General features: G+C 57.5%; 14 protein-coding genes. 7 read left to right on the forward strand and 7 right to left on the reverse strand.

Translation table 11 applies throughout. The features are described 5' to 3' along the window. The coding region (locus tag VGE80_RS15730; protein ID WP_440593328.1) for an efflux RND transporter permease subunit at window positions 1–1,567 on the forward strand (1,567 nt) is incomplete at its 5' end. A 112-nt stretch (window positions 1,568–1,679) separates the two neighbouring features. On the opposite strand, the gene dps is transcribed toward VGE80_RS15730, so the two are convergent. From dps to VGE80_RS15745, 3 genes are all read right to left on the reverse strand, one after another. Continuing rightward, complete coding sequence (gene dps / locus VGE80_RS15735; RefSeq protein WP_440593329.1) at window positions 1,680–2,210, reverse strand: DNA starvation/stationary phase protection protein Dps; 531 nt, start codon at window positions 2,208–2,210, stop codon at window positions 1,680–1,682. 25 nt (window positions 2,211–2,235) lie between these two features. Continuing rightward, window positions 2,236–3,078: an alpha/beta fold hydrolase gene (locus VGE80_RS15740; RefSeq protein WP_373650350.1), complete on the reverse strand. Its 843-nt coding sequence runs from the start codon at window positions 3,076–3,078 to the stop codon at window positions 2,236–2,238. Between the two features lie 618 nt (window positions 3,079–3,696). Beyond that, window positions 3,697–4,950: an ornithine cyclodeaminase gene (locus VGE80_RS15745; protein WP_440593330.1), complete on the reverse strand. Its 1,254-nt coding sequence runs from the start codon at window positions 4,948–4,950 to the stop codon at window positions 3,697–3,699. A 341-nt stretch (window positions 4,951–5,291) separates the two neighbouring features. On the opposite strand from VGE80_RS15745, the gene VGE80_RS15750 reads away from it, so the two are divergent. The 5 genes from VGE80_RS15750 to VGE80_RS15770 all read left to right on the forward strand — a co-directional run bounded on the left by VGE80_RS15750 (window position 5,292) and on the right by VGE80_RS15770 (window position 10,737). Continuing rightward, window positions 5,292–6,347: a type II secretion system F family protein gene (locus VGE80_RS15750; protein ID WP_440593331.1), complete on the forward strand. Its 1,056-nt coding sequence runs from the start codon at window positions 5,292–5,294 to the stop codon at window positions 6,345–6,347. Then, window positions 6,344–6,862 carry a hypothetical protein gene (locus tag VGE80_RS15755; RefSeq protein WP_373650354.1) on the forward strand — a complete coding sequence of 173 codons (519 nt, stop codon included), beginning with the start codon at window positions 6,344–6,346 and terminating at the stop codon, window positions 6,860–6,862. Before VGE80_RS15750 ends, VGE80_RS15755 begins: the two co-directional genes overlap by 4 nt. A gap of 160 nt (window positions 6,863–7,022) precedes the next feature. After that, window positions 7,023–8,171, forward strand: coding sequence for a DNA-processing protein DprA (gene dprA / locus VGE80_RS15760; protein ID WP_440593332.1), 1,149 nt, complete (start codon window positions 7,023–7,025; stop codon window positions 8,169–8,171). 274 nt (window positions 8,172–8,445) lie between these two features. Next, the gene (locus tag VGE80_RS15765; protein WP_440593333.1) at window positions 8,446–9,504 is read left to right on the forward strand and encodes a hypothetical protein; all 1,059 of its coding nucleotides are present in this window, start codon (window positions 8,446–8,448) and stop codon (window positions 9,502–9,504) included. A gap of 18 nt (window positions 9,505–9,522) precedes the next feature. Then, window positions 9,523–10,737 carry an NPCBM/NEW2 domain-containing protein gene (locus VGE80_RS15770; RefSeq protein ID WP_440593334.1) on the forward strand — a complete coding sequence of 405 codons (1,215 nt, stop codon included), beginning with the start codon at window positions 9,523–9,525 and terminating at the stop codon, window positions 10,735–10,737. Between the two features lie 15 nt (window positions 10,738–10,752). Here the strand turns inward: VGE80_RS15770 and ruvC are convergent, their stop codons facing one another. After that, window positions 10,753–11,304 (reverse strand): crossover junction endodeoxyribonuclease RuvC, encoded by a 552-nt coding sequence (ruvC, locus tag VGE80_RS15775; protein ID WP_440593335.1) that lies wholly within the window; start codon window positions 11,302–11,304, stop codon window positions 10,753–10,755. A 601-nt stretch (window positions 11,305–11,905) separates the two neighbouring features. Here ruvC and VGE80_RS15780 point away from each other — a divergent pair. Beyond that, window positions 11,906–15,463: a PVC-type heme-binding CxxCH protein gene (locus VGE80_RS15780; protein ID WP_440593336.1), complete on the forward strand. Its 3,558-nt coding sequence runs from the start codon at window positions 11,906–11,908 to the stop codon at window positions 15,461–15,463. Between the two features lie 144 nt (window positions 15,464–15,607). Here the strand turns inward: VGE80_RS15780 and VGE80_RS15785 are convergent, their stop codons facing one another. Genes VGE80_RS15785 through VGE80_RS15795 form a run of 3 tightly spaced genes read right to left on the reverse strand, consistent with a single transcriptional unit; the run spans window position 15,608 to window position 18,444 of the window. Next, on the reverse strand, window positions 15,608–16,426 hold the full coding sequence (locus tag VGE80_RS15785) for an SDR family NAD(P)-dependent oxidoreductase (protein ID WP_373650360.1): 819 nt from the start codon (window positions 16,424–16,426) through the stop codon (window positions 15,608–15,610). 24 nt (window positions 16,427–16,450) lie between these two features. Next, the gene (locus VGE80_RS15790; RefSeq protein WP_440593337.1) at window positions 16,451–17,182 is read right to left on the reverse strand and encodes a hypothetical protein; all 732 of its coding nucleotides are present in this window, start codon (window positions 17,180–17,182) and stop codon (window positions 16,451–16,453) included. A 26-nt stretch (window positions 17,183–17,208) separates the two neighbouring features. Beyond that, the gene (locus VGE80_RS15795; protein WP_397571470.1) at window positions 17,209–18,444 is read right to left on the reverse strand and encodes an aminotransferase class I/II-fold pyridoxal phosphate-dependent enzyme; all 1,236 of its coding nucleotides are present in this window, start codon (window positions 18,442–18,444) and stop codon (window positions 17,209–17,211) included. Window positions 18,445–19,220: the final 776 nt, after the last annotated feature.

Below are 19,220 nucleotides of genomic sequence, written 5' to 3' on the forward strand. Positions count from 1 at the left end.
GTCATTGCGACATCCCATCATCACGATGGCGGTCAGTCTGCTGGCTTTTCTGTCGACGATTCCGATTGCCGCTAACCTGGGGGTGAACCTCGTTCCTCGCGATGATCAGAGTGAATTTCAGGTGTCATACATCACACCGGAGGGCTACACGCTCGAACGCTCTGATCAGGTGCTCACCGAAATCGAACAGCGACTCAGCCAGTTACCGGGGGTTCTGCATCGATTCACCATCATCGGCCAGAACACAGGGGGATCGGGCAAGGGGCAGGGAGATGTGACCCGGGGATCCATCTACTTCCGGATCAAGGAACTCGAAGAGCGTGAATACACTCAGTTCGAAGTGATGGAGCGAGCCCGCGAGATTCTTCGTGACTATCCCGACCTGCGAACTGCCGTCTCGGATGTTTCGGCGATCGGGGCGACGGGACAGGATAGCCGTACGTTCCAAGTGAGTATCCAGGGACCGGACATTGATAAACTCGCCGAATACTCGTCACAATTTATTGAGCGACTTCGGCAGATTCCGGGTCTCGTCGATGTCGATTCGACGCTGGCTCTGCGAAAGCCCGAGGTGCAGGTCGAAATCGATCGTGATCGGGCCAGTGACTTGGGAATTCCCGTCCAGACCATCGCCAACAGCCTGAATGTTCTCGTCGGCGGTCAGATTGTATCCCGCTACAAAGAGGGGACTGAGCAGTACGACGTCTGGCTGCGGGCGGACCGGCCGTTCCGTGCGACTCCGCAAAGTCTGGAAAGCCTCACGATCCCCTCACCAACGGCAGGCCAGGTCCGGCTTTCGAGTCTGGCAACGCTCACGGAAGCACGGGGCCCAAGCCAGATCGATCGGTTCAACCGCCAGCGGACTGTCACGCTGCTGGCTCATCCCGACAAGGTCTCACTCAATGATGCAATTCAGCAGGCCCGGGTGATTGCCCGTGAACTCAACCTCCCGCCCGAATACGAAGTGACATTCGGCGGGCAGGCGAAGATGCTGGGCGAGACCGGTTATTACTTCATGGTGGCTCTGGGGCTGAGTGTCCTGTTCATGTACCTGATCCTGGCTGCCCAGTTCGAAAGCTGGCTCAACCCGGTCAGTATTCTCGCGGCATTGCCGGTGACGATTCCGTTTGGATTGCTGTCGCTGCTGATGTTCCGCACGCCGATGGATTTGTACGCGATGTTCGGACTGTTCATGCTGATCGGAATCGTGAAGAAGAACGGGATTCTGCAAGTCGACAAGACGAACGAATTGCGCGCCAGCGGCATGGAACGGACCGCCGCGATCATGGAAGCCAATCACACCCGGTTGCGGCCGATTCTGATGACGACCGTCATGCTGATTGCCGCCATGGTCCCGATTGCATTGGGGCGAGGTCCCGGTGCGGGAGCCCGCGCCAGCATGGCGAAGGTGATTATCGGCGGGCAATCATTCAGCCTGTTACTGGCACTGCTGGTCACGCCGGTGACCTATGCCATCATCGACAGTATCGGACAGTTACTGAGGAGGATCTATCGGCGAATCACCGCTGGGTGGTCCGTCGGGTCGATCCCGCAACCGGAACACTGAGGCACGAGCGGCAATGGCTGAGGCGTTGCCTCTCTCCCGGGAGCCGCAGTCATGCGGCCCCCGAGGTTGCAATCTGGTCGATTTCCCCAGGTCTGTGGGGAGTTTCCAGTGATTATCGCTCGGCCTGCAGGTGGGCTTCGACGAACCAGACCGACTTGTCGATGCCACGGGAGATTTCCGTGAACAGGTCCGCGGTGTCTTTATCTCCCAGTTCGTCGGCCTGGTCGATCCCCTGCCGGATCACTTTTCCGAAGGCCGCCAGTGCTGACGAGAGTGCATCGACGTGCGTTCGTCCCTCGACCGCGTTCAGTGGGTATTCCTGCAGCGTGCTTCGTTTCGCGACGACACGGGCGGTTCCTTCCGCGACGCCCCCTAACTGGACGGCACGTTCTGCAATGTCATCGACGTAGTCTTCGACCTCTTCGTTGATTTTGTCGAACAGCTCGTGCAGGCCGATGAAGTGAGGCCCCTTGACGTTCCAGTGCGCTTGCTTGGCCTGCGTCTGCAGGTCGATGGAGTCAGCCAATCGGGCGTTCAATAACTCGATCACTTTGACGCGGGTTGATTCAGGCAGATCGTTTTTCGTTTTGAACATGATCTTTCTCCTTTGTCGTACAGGCTTGGAATCGGTTGAGGATCTCACTTCGAGGGCGGGGACGCCTGGACTGTTACTGCTGCTGCCGTATCTGCTTAAAGAAGGCCAGCAGATCTGCGTTGAGTTGGTCTTTGTGAGTGAAGGTCAGTCCGTGCGGAGCGCCCGGATAGACCTTCAGAGTTGATCCCTTGACCAGTTTGGCCATCTGCCGGGCTGATGCGTCGATGGGGACAATCTGGTCATCGTCACCGTGAATAATCAGTGTCGGAATATTGATTTTCTTCAAGTCTTCCGTGAAGTCGGTTTCAGAGAACGCTTTGATGCAATCGTAAGCATTCTTCAGGCCCGCCTGCATTCCCTGCAGCCAGAACGCGTCGATCGTTCCTTGAGAAATGTTCGAGCCGTCACGGTTGGCTCCGTAAAACGGTGTGGTCAGATCCCGGAAGAACTGAGATCGATCTTTCAGGACTCCCTGACGGATTTCATCGAAGACTTCAAGGGGAAGGCCGCCGGGATTCTTGTCCGTTTTCAACATCAAAGGAGGAACGGCGCCAATCAGAACGGCAGCGGCGACATGCCGGGTGCCATACCGGCCGATGTAGCGCACCACCTCGCCGCCGCCGGTCGAGTGACCGACGTGGATCACATTCTTCAGATCGAGTGTTCGGACGATTTCTGCCAGGTCTTTGGCATAGGTGTTCATCTCATTTCCCAACCAGGGCTGGCTGGATCGTCCGTGCCCGCGTCGGTCATGAGCGATGACGCGGTATCCTCGTTCGCTCAGGTAGAAGAGTTGCGGATCCCATGCGTCGGCACTCAGCGGCCATCCGTGACTGAAGACGACGGGCTGACCACGTCCCCAGTCCTTAAAGTAGATTCGGGTGCCATCGTCCATAGTGAGAAAGTTTGAGTGCATTCCGCATTCTCCGGTGTCTGAGACAGCTTTCTACATCCGATCACAGAATGGGATGATACTGCGGAGTTTGCACGCGTGGCAGTCCTACTCCGGTCTGGAATTTTCTCGGTCCGCTTCACAGTCGACAGGTGTTCCATGCAGAAATGGCTTGCGCCGCAGCGGAGATGTCCCGACCGTAGACGCTCGCAGCGCGAGGTACGAAACGGGGCGGATGAGCGTTGAGCCTGAGGCAATCTTCTTTCAACTTCTGCTCACCCGAGTGCACGAAGAGGCGTCAACCGGGGCTGCCTGGGTGTCTGGATCCATTCTGTTGGTATTGGTTAACTTCATCAAAAAACTTCTCGTTTCAAGGTGATGACGGCCTCAGGCGAAAGGGCCCTGTCCTTTCGACGGTCGTGGAGGTCACGACGACGTCGGGCGTCCCCTTTCTAAGCGAACAGGGTGGACACGAAGATTCGCCTCGCGCCATGGGGCTCCCAAAACAAGCCGGTGGCGTCTGTGGGACGACGTCTGACAACTGTCGGAAGGGGGGCCTTGGAGTCACGCTTCATCGATGATCAGCCCCCTCAGCCAGAGTGAGTTGCATACCGGATTGTTGGTACGCAGCAGGTGAACAGCCTAATCCTGCATCCCACCCAGTTCCTGCACCAGGACACGTAGAAATGGTTCTACATCTGTCACCAGACCCACTGACTGAAACGTACCCCGATCCGCGAGTTTGGTGACTGTCGCGGGATTAATGTCGACGCACACGGTTTTGACCCACGAGGGAAGCAAATTCCCGACGGCAATGCTATGGAGTGTCGTCGCGATCATCAGGCAGAAGGTGACTCCTTGAACCAGCTCGCGCATCCGGGTCTGAGCGACAAGCGAATCGGTAATGACATCGGGCAGGGGGCCATCGTCCCGAATGCTTCCCGCCAGCACGAACGGGATCTTGTGCTGAATGCATTCGTACATGATTCCGTTTGTCAGCACCTTTTGCTCGACAGCCTGCTGGATGCTTCCTAGTCGCCGGATCCGATTGATGGTCCTCAGGTGGTGCTCGTGACCTTCTTCGCTTCCTCCCCCGCTTTCCATCGAGATGCCCAGACTTGTTCCGTAAAAGGATTGTTCGATGTCATGTGTCGCCAGAGCGTTCCCGGCGAACAGGACATGAACGTAGCCGCGACGGATGAGCCAGCTCAGCAGTTCCCGGCTCCCCGTATGCACAACGGCGGGACCTGCAACGACCAGAATTCGTCCCTGTCCACTGGCTGCTCGGCGCATCAGTTCTGCAATTTCACGGACAGTCAGATTTTTGGGTTTTTCGCTGGAAACCGTACTGTTCATGAATCCAAACGAATGAGTCGACAGTCGGTCCCGACCGACGGGATGGACGCGTGTTCCCAGTCGTCCGACCACGATGTGGTCACCTCGTTTTACGTCCGCCATTGCCACGCAGCGGGCGGTTTCCTGCTTCGGGTCAAAACAAATTCCACAGTCCATTTCCTGTCGTTCCACAGGAATCCATTTGTTGCTCCAGCGCACTTCGGTCGGCTCGTTCGTCGTCGCGTAAAAGCCTTCGGGAAACGCCCCTTCAATATCGGCGGCGACCAGACGGATGTCGTGGTGCTGAACCGGCACCGCACCGTGCTGACCAATGGAAGTCAGGATCTGTTCGAGCGATTCCTGGGTCGGGGCCGAAACCGTGAGTCGGACGTAACTGGGGTCACGCCGGTTGTGACCAATGCGGATCTCCTGGCTTTGGTAATCTCCGCCGAGCGAGGTGATTTCGTCCAGCACTTTCGGTAAGAGCAGGCTGTCGATGATATGCCCGGCCAGCTCAACATCCTCGTGAAAGCTGGGCAAATGAGTCTGTGCGTTCATCATCGTGCTTTCCAAATCGGGGAATGGTCCTGTTACGGCAGGTCCCCTCCGAAGAGGGGTCTCGCCCGTTGCTGGTTCGTGCCCGTTCTCTGCTGCGATGTCGCTCCCGTGGACTCCCCCCCGAAAGACCAGGCCCCGTTTGTTGCGGGGCAGACTCTGTCGTGAGGGAATGACCACGATCGGTAGAATCATATCGATGAGGACAAGTCGGACGGGAAGACCTCGTGGACACAATTCTTTTCCATCCGGCGGTTTCGACTCTGGAGAAAGCGACAGAATGTCTTTAGGATAGTGTCACTCAGTTGCAGCCGGTCCCGACACCGTCGTTCAAAGAAAAGTTATCCATGACTCAAACTTCGTCGTCGCTGGATGATTTGATTCTGCTCAATCGCGAAATCGCAGCGCTGGTGAAAGCCGGGATTCCGCTGGAACTGGGGCTGAAGGGTCTGGCGGGAAATGTGGGGACGCGACTGGCTGGTCTCTCGGAACGTTTGTCGAAGCGCATGGCCGAAGGGACTTCGCTTCCGGATGCACTGGCTCTGGAAGGCCCGGCCGTTTCGCCCGTTTATACGGCGGTCATGGAAGCGGGGTTGTCGTCAGGCCGCCTGCCCGATGCATTGGAATCGATGGCCGCATCGGGGCAGGTCATGCAGGAGACACGTCAACGGATCCGGCTGGCGATTATTTATCCTCTGTTTTGCGGTGTCATCAGCTATGGATTGTTGGCCGGGTTTCTGACTTTCTTTCTTCCCCATTTGCTGAGGGGGATTGAAGGTCTTGGATTACCTTATCTCTGGCCCATCGAGGGTTTGAAGTTTCTGGATCAGCACAAGACCTATGTGACCCTGGTGATTCCGGCAGTCGTGCTGGCCGTGATCGTGGTTACGGCTCTGTTACGGAAGAACGTCACCCGGGGATTATGGCGGTGGATGACCTCGTTCCGGTGGGTCCCTGGCGTCACCTCCATCCGTCAAAGCCAAAACTGGGCACAGTTCACCGAGCTTCTGGCGATGCAACTGGAACATGCAGCCCCCTTGCCACGCGCGTTTCGTCTGGCGGCTGATTCCGTTGATCACACTGGTTGGCACCAGGAATCACGAATGGTTTGCGAAAAGCTGGAACTGGGAATCCCCCTTCCCCTGGCGCTCGAGTCTTCCAGATTACTGCCACCCCTTGCCAGATGGATGATTTCGACGGCGGAACGGCAAGGAACACTGATCCCGACGCTCAGGCAGTTATCGGAAATGTACCGTCGTCGTGCGCTACTTCAGGCGGCCCGACTGAAGACATGGCTGCCGGTAATGATTACGATCGGGGTTACAGGGGTGATCGGTCTGGCTTACGGGCTGCTCTGTTTTATTCCCATGCGGGCACTTTTGATTGGACTCATGCAAGAATGACGGGCCGCTCTCCAGATTCACCGGGCGAGGCTGACAACAAACAAGGTCGCTCGACGGTTCCCGCATCACAACGGACAAATTCGATTTCTGGCCAGTACGTGGTGTTCGGTCTGATTCTGATTGGTTTAACGGCAACGGCGCTGCTGTTTGTCTATTGGGATCAGCAGACCAAGCCCTTCCGATCGCTGCGAGAAGCAATTGGCCGACAGTTCAGGCATGCGCGACCCAATGTCGAAGGGGGGCGTGAAAAAGGACGGGGACCGTGGACGCTGCGTGTTTCCATGACGGTCGATTTTCCCCCCGGAGAAGACTCGCAGCGCGCGACTGAGATCGTCGATCAGGTGGTCGCTCTGGCCCGGCAAAACTACGACATTTCGAAAGTCGAACGGATTGAAGTGAATCTGATCCAGTTCGTCCCGCAAGAACTCGCCAAAACGAGAAAATTTACGCGAGACCCACACGAGTCGACGCAGAAGGACAAGGGTGCTGCCGCCGAACCGGATGGGGCAACGTAAGGCCCACCAGTCCGCGACACACAGGACGGGATGAGCCTCCTCTGTCAGGCCGATTCTCCGTTTCAGGGATGCCACTCGCCCGATCCAGGGTTGACGAATTCGACGGGGATTGGCCACCATCAGACGTCAACGCGACGGAAGTTCTTCGCACGAGTGATGAATGGTCAAAGAGCTGTTCCCAGAGCCTGATGCAGACGCGCCCGATCCCGAACGTGATTTGATTGATGTGCTGAGACTCAATCTGGTTCCGGGGTTGGGACCCCGCACCTACCAGCTCTTACTGGAACGCTTTGGCTCGCCTCGTGGAATCCTCGAGGCGTCGGTGTCACAGTTGCAGTCGGTCCGAAACGTGGGTCCCCGGCTGGCGATGTCGCTCGTCACTCACGGTACCGAAGCGGCCGCAGTCCAGGAACTTGAGCGAGCCCGCTCGGCGGGAGTCTCTCTCCATATTCGCGACACCCCCACGTATCCGGCAGGGCTGTGTCGAATTCCAGATCCCCCGACACTGATCTATTGCAAGGGGACCCTTGTGGAAGCGGATGCCCTGGCGATCGGGGTGGTTGGCTCGCGACACTGTACCAGCTACGGCCGACAGCAGACGAACCGGCTGGCACAGGCCCTCGCCCGGGTCGGTATTACCGTCGTCAGCGGGCTAGCGCGGGGAATCGACGCGGAAGCTCACAAAGGGGCACTGGAGGCGGGTGGAAGAACGATTGCAGTCTGCGCCACGGGACTGAATACCATCTATCCTCCCGAGCATCGTGAATTGTCCGAGGCGATTACGCGACAGGGATGCCTGATTACCGAATCACCCATGGATCAGACTCCCAAATCCGGATTGTTCCCCCAGCGAAACCGGATCATCAGCGGGATGTCATTGGGAGTCGTCCTCATTGAGGCGGGACGCAGCAGCGGTGCCCTGCACACGGCGCGGCATGCGATGGAACAGAACCGGGACGTGTTCGCAATGCCCGGTCGCGTTGATTCCGAGGCCAGCCTGGGGTGTCTCGACCTGATCCGCGACGGCGCGACACTGATCCGGGATGTGGATGACGTGCTGAACGCTCTCGGGCCGCTGGTGGCCCCGGTCAAGCGGACACCAACCGAAACGGTACGAAAACCGGCAGAATTGACACTTTCGGACCAGGAACGGCTCATTCTCAACCTGATGTCTGCCGAATCAACACCTGTTGATGAGGTCATTCGTGCTGCCAATATCGAGGCTTCGCGCGTCCTGTCGACGATCACGGTTCTCGAAATGAAACGTCTTGTCCGACGCCTTCCCGGCGGTTTTGTGGTACGGTCCTGACGCTCCATTCTCAGTGGTTTTCGGCCTCATTCGATTCCGACTGTATCCGTGGTCGGTCACGTGGACCGGAACGTCAAGGAGACGCAATCCGATGTCTTCGCGTTTGCTCAACTGCGGCTCAAATTTAAGGTTACGGGAATCTTCAATTCCCGGGTGGAGAGATTCTTCCCACCTATTCCCTCAACCTTCCCTGTACGGGTATACTTGGCATGTCATGCGCTACGGTCGTATGGTTGCCAGAGCTTTGTCGGGCGCGGCCCTGAACGAGGGACTTATGAGAAGACTTGCATCATGCTCAAGGGCGATCGTAAGCGGTGTTTGCCTGCTGACGTTGCTGGGCGGGGTCGCCTGGTCGGCGGCTGAAGTCTACACCCCTTCCAGTGCGGACGACGCACGCAATCGCGTTCTCGCGTGGCTGGGTGAGCAAGGGCTTCCGGACGCCCAGCGTGATCAGGTAATGGCCATCTGGTCCGGGGTGGATGCGTCGACGAGTGCTGACCTCCTGCTGGAACGAGTCATCCAGTCGTTCGCACTCGTTCAACCCGAAGTCATGAGACTCGTTAACGAATGCAACACTCCACCGCAAAGTCCCCTGCCACCGCGAGCAGACTTTCTGATTCAATCGACACAGGGGCCATTCTTTCAGGCCAACATGAATCTGTTTTACGGTCGCCACCTCGTCGAACGCAGACTGTTCGATGAAGCCTGGGAAGTGCTGAAAAGCGTCGATCCCCGGCAAGTGGTTGATCCCTCATCGCTCTTCTTCTTCCAGGCGGTGGCTGCACAGGGGATGCTGGAACTGAAACCGGCTCTGGATGCCATTGAGCAACTGCTGACGAATACAGAACGGGTCCCGGTCCGGTATTCGGCGACCGCGACACTGATGCAGACCGACCTGAAAGGACTCGAGGAAAAGTCACTGGGTGAACTGGCCCGTCTGATGGCCGATTCAGAACGCCGACTGGACCTCGGCCGCGCCGGCGACAAGGTTCAGGGAGTTCAGGAACGGATTATCGCGAACCTTGATGAGATCATCAAAAAGGTTGAGCAGCAGCAAGGTGGCGGTGGCGGAGGGGGGGGCGACGGACAGGGAGGAAACAGTAATAATCCGGGCGGGGCGGCCGATGACAGCCGTGTCAAAGGGGAGGAAGCCCCCGGCGAAACTGACAAAAAGCGATTTGAGAACAAAGGAAGCTGGGGAAATCTTCCTGAGAAAGATCTCGCCAAAGCAAAAAACGATCTCAATAAAAACTTCCCCTCGAACTACGAACAGGCCATCGAGAAGTACACCAAGAAGCTGGCAGGTCGGGCCGCGAAGAAGAACAAGCAGTAGTACAGGAAGTCACTCACTATGCATTATGGCGTCATCCTCATTTGTCTTGCGATGAATCAGACACCGGCTGTCGAGGTTGTGACGTTGTCCGAAAAGCAAGTGAAAGGGACGATCGAATCACTCACTGCCAATGAAGTCGTGATCAAGTCGACCGAGGGAACTGTTGTGGTTCCTGTTTCTGAACTGTTGACGATCCGGTCTTCGCAGCCTGTGGCGCCGTCCGCTGCCGAGGGGAAATTCGTCCTCAAACTGACAGACGACACCCAACTGGGCGTTTCGTCTTTTATTTCGGCGGGATCCACCGTCACGGTTGGCCACGCTGTCTTTGGTGACATTCAAATGCCGGTCACCGCCATTTCCAGTATCCGGTTCGCGCCTGCTGATCCCAAGGTCGATCAGGAATGGAATCAACTGCTGGAACGAAGTGTGAAAAAGGATCTCCTGACGGTTCGCAAAGGGGATGTGCTCGATCATCTGGATGGGATCATTGGATCACTGAACGACACAACGCTTCAGTTCCAACTGGATGGCGACGACCTGTCGGTGAAGCGCGAGCGTGCCTTTGGGTTAATCTATTCCAAGCGGGACTCGACCTCGAAGAAGGCGACGGCCCGACTGGAACTGGTGACAGGGGACCGACTGTCCGCCAGACAGGTCGAATGGAACGGGAAGAAGTGGCGTGTTCGACTGGTCACGGGGCCCGAACTGGAAGTCGCTCCTGAACAACTTTCGACGCTGGATTTCAGTCAGAGCAAGATTACTTACCTGTCGGACCTGGATCCTCGCAGCGTGAAATACACCCCGTATTTCAATTATCCCGGGGTGATTGTCTGGGAATACAAGAAGGATCGGGCCTTCGAGGGAAAGCCGATGTTCCTGGGCAAGGTCGAATACCGCAAAGGGCTGGCCATTCATTCGCAGACGCAGCTTCGCTTCCGTCTCGGGGGCGAGTACCGCAAGTTCCAGGCGGTTATGGGGATTGGTGATGAGATCCAGCAGGGAGATGCCAGCGTCATCGTGAAAGCCGATGAACGGGTCATCTTCAATGGTTCCGCAAAGACCCGGGTTGCCGAGGGACCCCTGGCTGGCCAGCGTCCGGAACCGCAAAAGCTGGATCTCGACGTGACCGGCGTGGTCGAACTCGAAATCTTCGTGGGGTTCGGCAGCGAAGGTGAGGCAGTCACAGACATCGGCGACCGCGTCTACTTCGGCAACGCTCGACTCCTGCGTTGAGCGCTGGAACGCTCGTCAGTTGGAGATGATGTTCCGACAACTGTGATAGTGACACAGTGCGACAGCAAATGCGTCGGCAACGTCGTTGGGTTCGAGGATCTTGTCCAGACGCAATTCATTGCGAATGGCGTGCTGAATCTGATCTTTCGAGGCTTTCCCGCTACCCGTCAGCAACCGCTTGATCTGGGTCGCCGAATAGTGAATGACGGGGATCCCTGCTTCGGCGGCCGCGAAGAGAAGAGCCCCCCGGGCATGGGCCATCAGGATGGCCGTCTTCGGGAATTGAGGCGTCGAGAAGACCTGTTCGATTGCCAGGACTTGAGGTTTGTATTCGGCAATCACTTCTCGCAGAGACTGTCCCAGTTCCAGCACCCGCTCGGCGAGCGAAAGGTCTTTCGTCGACTGAATGACGCCCCCCTCGCGTAGAATGGGGTCGCACGTAGAACGCTCCAGAATCGCGTAGCCCGTTCGATTGAGGCCCGGGTCGACCCCCAGGACGCATTGGCCCCGTTGAATCGCGGTCACCTTCGTGGCGTTCAGTCTGGTCGCGAGGTTGGTAGCGGTCATGTGAGCTCGATTCCGCAAGCGGCCCCAATATATTGTCCGAGATCGAGCGAGTGCATCGCGGCGCTGGTGCTGACCTGTGATCACAGGTTCTGGCGATCGACTTTGGCCCAATCGGTCATCTTGTCGCTGTGGCGCCATCAGAGTCGCCTCACTTTGTATCGACCCCTGTTCGTCACGGGAAGAGGGACTTCAGCGCCGGGCGTACTGATTCAGTGAACTGCGGAAATACCAACGCGATGATCGTCGACTGTCAGAACGCTGAATCAGGCACGCTTTCGCCCCGAAAACGGGAAGGACTCTGGGGTTCCGACCCGCAGGGTGGGGCATTTCCAGCGTGGAGGGCTCCTGCGGGTCCGTCTTGGACCTTGAATGCAGGATCGATGGGGGCGTCGCGAAAGACGACAATTTCGACCCGTGGAATTTCGGGTAGCTCCCCCTTTCAGGCAAGAGTTGATAGAAATTGCGCCGCCCCTCATGAATCCCTCGCTGCCTGACGTGGTCACCGGTACAGTCCGGGCGGCAGGTGCGTGGGATCCACGCTGAGGTTGTCTCGCAGGTGAATCCCTAACCATTAAGTATCAATTTGGCGGACTGACACACCATGCTGAATGTGATCCCGAAGCTAGCTCGCGTGATCCTCGCCATCACACTCTGCCTCATTTGGGCAGGACGACTCCTCGCGGGACCTCCCGTCGCGACGACAGAGCCACTGTCGCCGGCCGAGGAAGCAAAAAAATTCAAGCTCCCCCCCGGTTTCGAAATCCAGCTTGTCGCTTCCGAGCCGGATATTCAAAAGCCGATGAATCTGGCGTTTGATGCCCAGGGCCGACTGTGGGTGACTCATTCCATCGAGTACCCCTTCGCCGCGACGGATCCCGCTGCCGCACGCGATGGTGTGACCATTCTGGATGGCATTGGGACCGACGGCAAAGCGACAAAGATCACCCGATTCGCCGACAAGCTAAACATCCCGATTGGTGTTCTGCCCATGCCTAATGGGCGCGAGGTCATCGTCTGGTCGATCCCGAACATCTGGAAACTGACCGACACCGACGGTGACGGAAAGGCAGACCAGCAGGAGATTCTTTACGGGCCCTTTGATTTTGCGGATACCCACGGCAACCAGAACTCATTTCGTCTGGGACTGGATGGGTGGATCTACGCTTGTCACGGATTTCGCAATTCCTCAAAAATCAAACTGCGAGGCGAAGGGCCGGTCGTTCTCGAAATGAATTCGGGGAACACTTACCGTTTTCGTCCTGATGGTTCGGCCATTGAACAGATTACCTGGGGACAGGTGAACCCCTTCGGAATGTGCTTCGACAACCGCGGTGACTTCTTCACGGCCGACTGTCATTCCAAACCGATTACACTGCTGCTGCGAGGCGGCTATTACGATAGCTTCGGCAAACCCCACGATGGCCTTGGATTCGCGCCCCTCGCGACATCGGATGATCATGGATCAACCGGTATTGCCGGGATCGTCAGCTACTCGTCATCGCATTTTCCTCGTGAGTATCAGGGGGCGATGTTCGTCGGCAACGTCGTCACGAACATTGTTCATGTGGACTATCCTCAATGGCGTGGATCGTCACCCTGGATTGAGAAACCTCAGGATTTTCTGACGAGCGAAGACTGGTGGTTTCATCCGGTCGACCTGCAGCTTGGACCGGACGGAGCCCTCTATATCTGTGACTTCTATAACTCGATCATCGGTCACTACGAAGTCGATCTGCAGCATCCGTTGCGAGATCGACATCGCGGGCGTATCTGGCGGGTTGTCTACACCGGTGACCAGGCTGGGGGAAAGAAACTGATTCCGCCTGCTGTGCCGAATTTCGTCACCATGAGCGAAGACGAACTGGTCAAACATCTTTCAGACGAAAATCTGGTGAACCGTGTTTTCGCGGCGCAACAACTGGAACAGCGATTTCCTCAGTCAGGAATTTCGAAAGCGCGCGAGCGGTTAAAGCGGACGCCTCCCTCAGACGAACGGCAAAGTGCCAGTTTGGCTGATGAGCGTGTTCAGACCCTCTGGCTGTTGTCGCGCAGCGGGAAACTGGACGAAGCGATGATTGATCGATTTGCACGTGATGAGGCCGCCGTGGTCCGGATTCATCTGGCCAAGGGGCTGGCGGAGAAAGAGAACTGGAATCATCACGAAGGGCAAATTGTTCGGACTCTGCTGGGTGATCCCGACCCCTTCGTCCGACGTGCTGCCGCAGAAGCCCTGGGGCGGCATCCTCAGGCAGAAAATTTCCAGCCACTGGTTCACTTGTGGAGATCCACGCCGTCAGAAGATGTGCAACTGATTCACGCCGCGCGGATCGCATTGCGAAACCAGTTGCGACCGACCGAGGCGGTCGACCAGTTAACGGAACAGAAGCTGACACGTGAGGAACTTGCCAGTGTTGCCGAAATCGCGCTGGCTGTCCCCAGTGAAGCCGCGGCGTGGTTCACATTTGATTATGTGCAGAAGCATGAACTACCCCAGCCGGTTGTCGAACGCAGTCTTGCACACGTAGCACGGTATGTCAGCACCAAGCGTCTGGATGAAGTGGCGGCGTATATTCAACAGAAGTTCCCGGGCGACATTCCCCGCCAGGCAGCCCTCTTTCAGTCTCTTTTCAGTGGGGTGACCCAGCGCGGAGCGAAATTGTCACGCGACACTGCATTGGGGAAATGGGGCGAATCTCTGGCGATGAAACTGCTGAGCCCTGATCGTCCCCGGTCGGCTGCGTGGGAGAACTTTCCTCTGGCCTCAGCAGCTACGGCCAGTCCCTGGGGTGTGCGACAGCGTGGTTCGACCGATGGCAACGTGGACGCGTACTTCTTCGACAGTATCGCCAACGGAGAAACACTGACGGGGATCCTCCGCTCAGCACCGTTTGCGATTCCAGAGCGACTGACGTTCTGGATGTGTGGACACAACGGCTTTCCGGGGTCGGCGTCAAAAGGAGTCAATCAGGTACGCCTGAAACTTATGGAATCGGGAGAGACGATTGCCAGAGAAGTACCACCCCGGAATGACGTGGCTCATGAACATTCTTGGGATCTCAAGCAATGGTCCGGTCAGCAAGGGGTTCTGGAAATTGTTGACGCCGATTCAGGGACGGCCTATGCCTGGGTCGCCGCGGGTCGGTTTTCACCCCCCGTGGTCGCGTCGCCTGTTCCCAATTTTTCGTTCGCGGACGTGACGCTGGTCACTGCGGTGCAGGTGGCCAATCAGCTTCAGCTCGACAAACTGGCGAAGCCAATTCTGGCGCTGCTCGCCGATGCGCATGTGGATGTCCCCGTGCGGATGGCGGCCGCACAAGCGGGACTGAATCTGAGCCGGGAATCGGCCGTGACTGCTTTGTCAGAACTCGTCCAGAGCTCGGCCGAACCCGCCGGCCTGAGAACCTACGCGGCACAATTGCTGGGATCGGTCAACACGGCAGCCACGCGTGAGGCACTGGGTGTCGCCCTCAGGTCCGCTCCGGCACCCCTCCAGCAGCCGATTGCACTGTCGCTGGCAGGAACTTCCGAAGGAGCTGAATCGCTCTTCACGTTGATCTCAACGGGACGGGCGTCGGCGCGACTGCTACAGGACAAGCCGGTGCTGGATCGACTGACAAGCCTGGCAATCCCTGACCTCGACGCAAAAATTGAGGAGTTGACTGAGGGCCTGCCAGACCCCGACGACCGCCTGAAACAGTTGATCGCTCAGTTCGCGGCAAGCTTCGACAATGCCGATGCCACTCCCGATGCCGGTCGGGCCGTGTTCAAGAAGTCCTGTTTCGCCTGCCATCGGATTAGTGACGAAGGGGGTAAGGTCGGGCCGCAACTGGATGGTGTCGGGCATCGTGGGCTGGAACGACTTCTGGAGGATGTTCTAGATCCGAATCGAAACGTGGACGCCGCCTTCCGGGCAAGTGTTGTCGTTAAGAACGACGGTCTGGTGGTGACGGGTCTCAAGCTGCGTGAGGAAGGAAACACGCTCGTCCTGGGTGACAATCAGGGGAAAGAAGTCCGCATTCCCACCGAAGAAATCGATGAGGTCCGGCTTTCCAACCTGTCCCCCATGCCGTCCAACTTCGCTGAGCAGTTGAACGAAGCCGACCTGCGGGCACTGGTCACCTACCTCTTGTCGCAGAAGCAGGCGGTGAAGAAAGAGTAGCCTGTCCGTTCGCCGCCGCTCTTGCCGTGCAATTCTGAAGGTTCATCCGGTCAATCGCCCGATGGCACCGGAATGCAGTCACGCTTGATTGCATTCCGGCGAATCTGTTCGGCTACTGGTGCATAGAGCACCCGTGGGGACGACTCAGTCGCGGGTGGCGGCCTGTTTCAGGAAGCGGCGCGTGGTGACTCGGACGATCCATTCACCCAGGCTTGGCAGTGCCTGATTCAGTGTGAAGACCGGGCGAAGCGCCGGGAAATTGACAATCATGTCGGGACGGTCATTCCTGATCGCTCTGACGACGACCCTGGCGACCTTCTCGGCAGAGGTCGATCCGACGTACCAGGGAATCCGTTTCCCCGTCCGGTCCTTGATCACTTCATAGATACCCCCATTGTCGGCGAAGCCGGGGCAGATGGCACTCGCACTGACCCCCGTCTTGTAGAGTTCACCCCGCAGCGACTGCGTGAAGGCAATCAGCCCCGCCTTCGATGCGCCGTAAGCAGCCCCGAAAGCCGGACCAAATTTCCCGGCGGTACTCGCCATGTTCACAATGTGGCCTCGGCCATTTTTCAGCATGTGTGGCAACACGAACCGGGTCAAAAGCAGTGATGCGGTCAGATTCGTCTGAATGGTCTGGGTGATATCTTGCGGATCGATCACCTGAAACGGCTGAAAGGCTTCGATCCCGGCATTGTTCACCAGCACATCGATGGAACCCAGTTCAGAGATCGTTCTTTCGACCAGCCGCCGCAGATCGTCTTCCTTCGCGACGTCGGTTTCCACGGGGACGACCTTGATTCCCAGAGAACGGAGTTCCGTGGCCAGTTGTTCGAGCTTATCCGCCGAGCGTGCTGCCAGAGCGAGATTCATCCCTTCCCGGGCAAGCTGCTTGGCGACGAGCATTCCGATCCCGCGTGAAGCCCCTGTGATCAGCGCCGTCCGGCCGCGAAGTTCCTTCATTCGTGTTTCCTTGGCTTCATGCAGTTACTGGGCTGCCGACAAGATCGACTCGAGTTCCGCGGCGATCTGTTGATTCATCACCTCTTCCAGTTCGATCAGGCAGTCAGCCACGAAGGAACCGTCCATCAGGCGATGGTCGTAAGATAGAGTCACGCGGCATTCCTGCTGGTCGTCCATCGGACCATACGTGAGATTACTGGTCAGGAAGGCGGGTGGATCCTGGATTTCGACACCCTTCCCCGCCAGCGTTGTCAGGAAGAATGTTCCCGCTCGCCTGGCACGCTTTTTCGCAGCCACGTTCAGTGTCCACCACCACAAAAACCGTCTGAAGGGGGTCGGCAGTCCGCTGAGCTGCCATTGCTGGCGAAACACCTTGTTGGGCGGTTCGGTGAGAAAACGATCGAGACTTGCCTGCAGCTTCGTCAGGGGTTGCGTCTCGGGCTCGACAAAGCGGGACCAGAAGACCCACGGTTCATCGCGGTAGACGCGATGAGTGGCCAGCATCGCCACGTTCTGCGCGTGCTGATAGAGATGCGGCCAGGGCCACGACTGGTAACTCTGTCGCAATACGGGACGCCTGGCTGCAACGATGGCAAAGGCCTTGATGTAGATCAGGGCCCAGGAAATGCGCATGGGAAGCCGGGACCGCAGCCCGGCAACGCGGCTCAACCGAAATCGTCGGTCATGAGCACACGTTGCCGCTTGCTTGTGAAGACGAAGGACGTCCAGCGTCAGCCGTCGACTGCGCGGAATCACCAGACGTCCTGATCTTTGACTGTCCATCAGGCGGCCGGAGCTGCTTCGGTTTTCAGGCACGCCTGAATCTGGCGGACGGCTTGTCGCAGTCGCTGACTGTTTTCGACGATGGCCAGACGAAGGTAGCCTTCTCCTTCTTCACCGAATCCACGCCCGGGACTGACAGCAACGCCCCCTTCTTTGAGCAGTTTCATCGAGAAATCGATGGAGCCCATCTGTGCCCACGGTTCGGGGATCTTGGCCCAGACGAACATTCCCGCTTTGGGCTTTTCCACTTCCCAGCCGATGCGGGTCAATCCGTCGACCAGAGCGTCGCGGCGAATCTGGTATTCCTTGGCGATGGCATCGACCGCAGGTTCGCAGTTTCGCATGGCGATGATTGCGGCGATTTGAATGGCCTGGAAAATCCCGTAGTCGTAATACCCTTTGATTGTGGCCAAGGCCCGGACCATCTCGCGGTTACCGGAACAGAATCCGATACGCCAGCCCGCCATGCTGAAGCCTTTGCTCATCGTGGTCATCTCGACACCGACATCAATCGCGCCGGGTGAGGCCAGGAAGCTGGGGGCTTTGTAGCCGTCATAGCAGACGTCGGCGTAGGCGAAGTCGCTGATGACGAGGAACTTGTACTTTTTGGCCAGCACGACCAGTTCGTCAAAGAAGTCTTGCTCGATGCAGGTGCCCGAGGGGTTGTGCGGGAAGTTCGCCACAACGAGCTTCGGCTTGGGATACAGATGCTCGCAGGTGTAGGCGATGTTCTTCAGGAATTCCGAGGGATCGCGGACGTCCAGGGCGATGACATTTCCGGACGCCAGCATGACCGAGTAGGCGTGAATCGGGAACGTGGGAGCGGGGACGATGGCCGTATCGCCCGGGCCCATCAGTGCCAGACACATGTGGCTGAAGGCTTCTTTCGAGCCCAGACAGGCGATGACTTCGTCGTCGCCATTCAGTTTGACGCCATACTTGCGGTCGTATCGTTTCGCGACTTCGCGTCGGAGGCTGGCAATCCCGTTGGCAACCGAATAACGGTGGTTTTTGGGGTCCAGCAGGGCTTCCTGCATCTTGTCTGTGATTTGCTGATCCGGGGCATCGGTGGGGTTACCCATGCCGAGATCGATGACATCGACGCCGGCGACCCGCTGCTGATATTTCAGTTTGTTGATCTTGCCGAACAGGTAGGGCGGCAATCGTTTCAGTCGATCTGCGACTGGAATCGAAAAAGGATTGTCAGCAAGCGGAATTTCCGACTCATTGCGCATGATTTGTATCTCGCTCGATCGCGATTTTCTCTGGGGGATGAACACTTCAGCGGAAACACTTTCCGTATCTTCCACGAAAGATTCTATCAGACACCCGAAAATGCCGGAAGTTCGGCTTTGAACGATCGTTCATGATTGTCCGCGTGACCTCTTCAATCGGTCTGGACCGGCGAATCACGGGCGGGACGACATCAACAGACCGGAATTGGCAGCGGCCTGTGGATGTGTACAAAATTCCATCGATTTCCCCTCAACGCGGAACACCCGAAATACGTGGCATCGGCTTCCAGCCGATGGGTGGTCAGGTAGACAGGAGCCGGATCGCGCACCTACGGTCAGCGGCTGGAAGCCACTGCCACGGAGATCGCGATCGGCCGTGGTGCCCATTTGCCGCAATAGACGCGCGAAGGTGGAGAAGGTGGAATCGACGCCATCCGTGTCGGCAGGTCGTTTCGCTCTCCCAAGTGATGTGGATCACCTGGAAGAAGGAGCTCAGGCGAAACTTCAACGGGATGAAGGAAAAGCGGCTAAATCCACTATCCGCCGCACAATATTCGGCGTGAGGATGCCAATTTCTTCAAACGCAGGCCCAGCCACTCGCTCTCGCAGCACGTCTACCTTATTGCATATGCTGTGTCCCAATACTGTCCGGCACGCCTCCGTCGGAATGCGGGGATAATCACTCACGATCACTGCGGCTTCGACTTCCGTGACGTGAGAATCAATGGATGCAGAGTCGTAATAATGTTCAACGAAACGAGAACTACCTCACGAAG

The sequence above is a fragment of the Schlesneria sp. genome, assembly GCF_036405755.1.
GTDB classification, from domain to species: Bacteria; Planctomycetota; Planctomycetia; order Planctomycetales; family Planctomycetaceae; genus Schlesneria; species Schlesneria sphaerica.

What these genes read in the sequence shown, in the direction of transcription:
- VGE80_RS15740 (WP_373650350.1), bottom strand. Translation starts at nt 3,078, where the DNA reads ATGCACTCAAACTTTCTCACTATGGACGATGGCACCCGAATCTACTTT.
- VGE80_RS15750 (WP_440593331.1), top strand. Translation starts at nt 5,292, where the DNA reads ATGACTCAAACTTCGTCGTCGCTGGATGATTTGATTCTGCTCAATCGC.
- VGE80_RS15795 (WP_397571470.1), bottom strand. Translation starts at nt 18,444, where the DNA reads ATGCGCAATGAGTCGGAAATTCCGCTTGCTGACAATCCTTTTTCGATT.
- VGE80_RS15745 (WP_440593330.1), bottom strand. Translation starts at nt 4,950, where the DNA reads ATGATGAACGCACAGACTCATTTGCCCAGCTTTCACGAGGATGTTGAG.
- ruvC (WP_440593335.1), bottom strand. Translation starts at nt 11,304, where the DNA reads ATGACCGCTACCAACCTCGCGACCAGACTGAACGCCACGAAGGTGACC.
- VGE80_RS15770 (WP_440593334.1), top strand. Translation starts at nt 9,523, where the DNA reads ATGCATTATGGCGTCATCCTCATTTGTCTTGCGATGAATCAGACACCG.
- VGE80_RS15785 (WP_373650360.1), bottom strand. Translation starts at nt 16,426, where the DNA reads ATGAAGGAACTTCGCGGCCGGACGGCGCTGATCACAGGGGCTTCACGC.
- VGE80_RS15755 (WP_373650354.1), top strand. Translation starts at nt 6,344, where the DNA reads ATGACGGGCCGCTCTCCAGATTCACCGGGCGAGGCTGACAACAAACAA.
- VGE80_RS15780 (WP_440593336.1), top strand. Translation starts at nt 11,906, where the DNA reads ATGCTGAATGTGATCCCGAAGCTAGCTCGCGTGATCCTCGCCATCACA.
- dprA (WP_440593332.1), top strand. Translation starts at nt 7,023, where the DNA reads ATGGTCAAAGAGCTGTTCCCAGAGCCTGATGCAGACGCGCCCGATCCC.
- VGE80_RS15765 (WP_440593333.1), top strand. Translation starts at nt 8,446, where the DNA reads ATGAGAAGACTTGCATCATGCTCAAGGGCGATCGTAAGCGGTGTTTGC.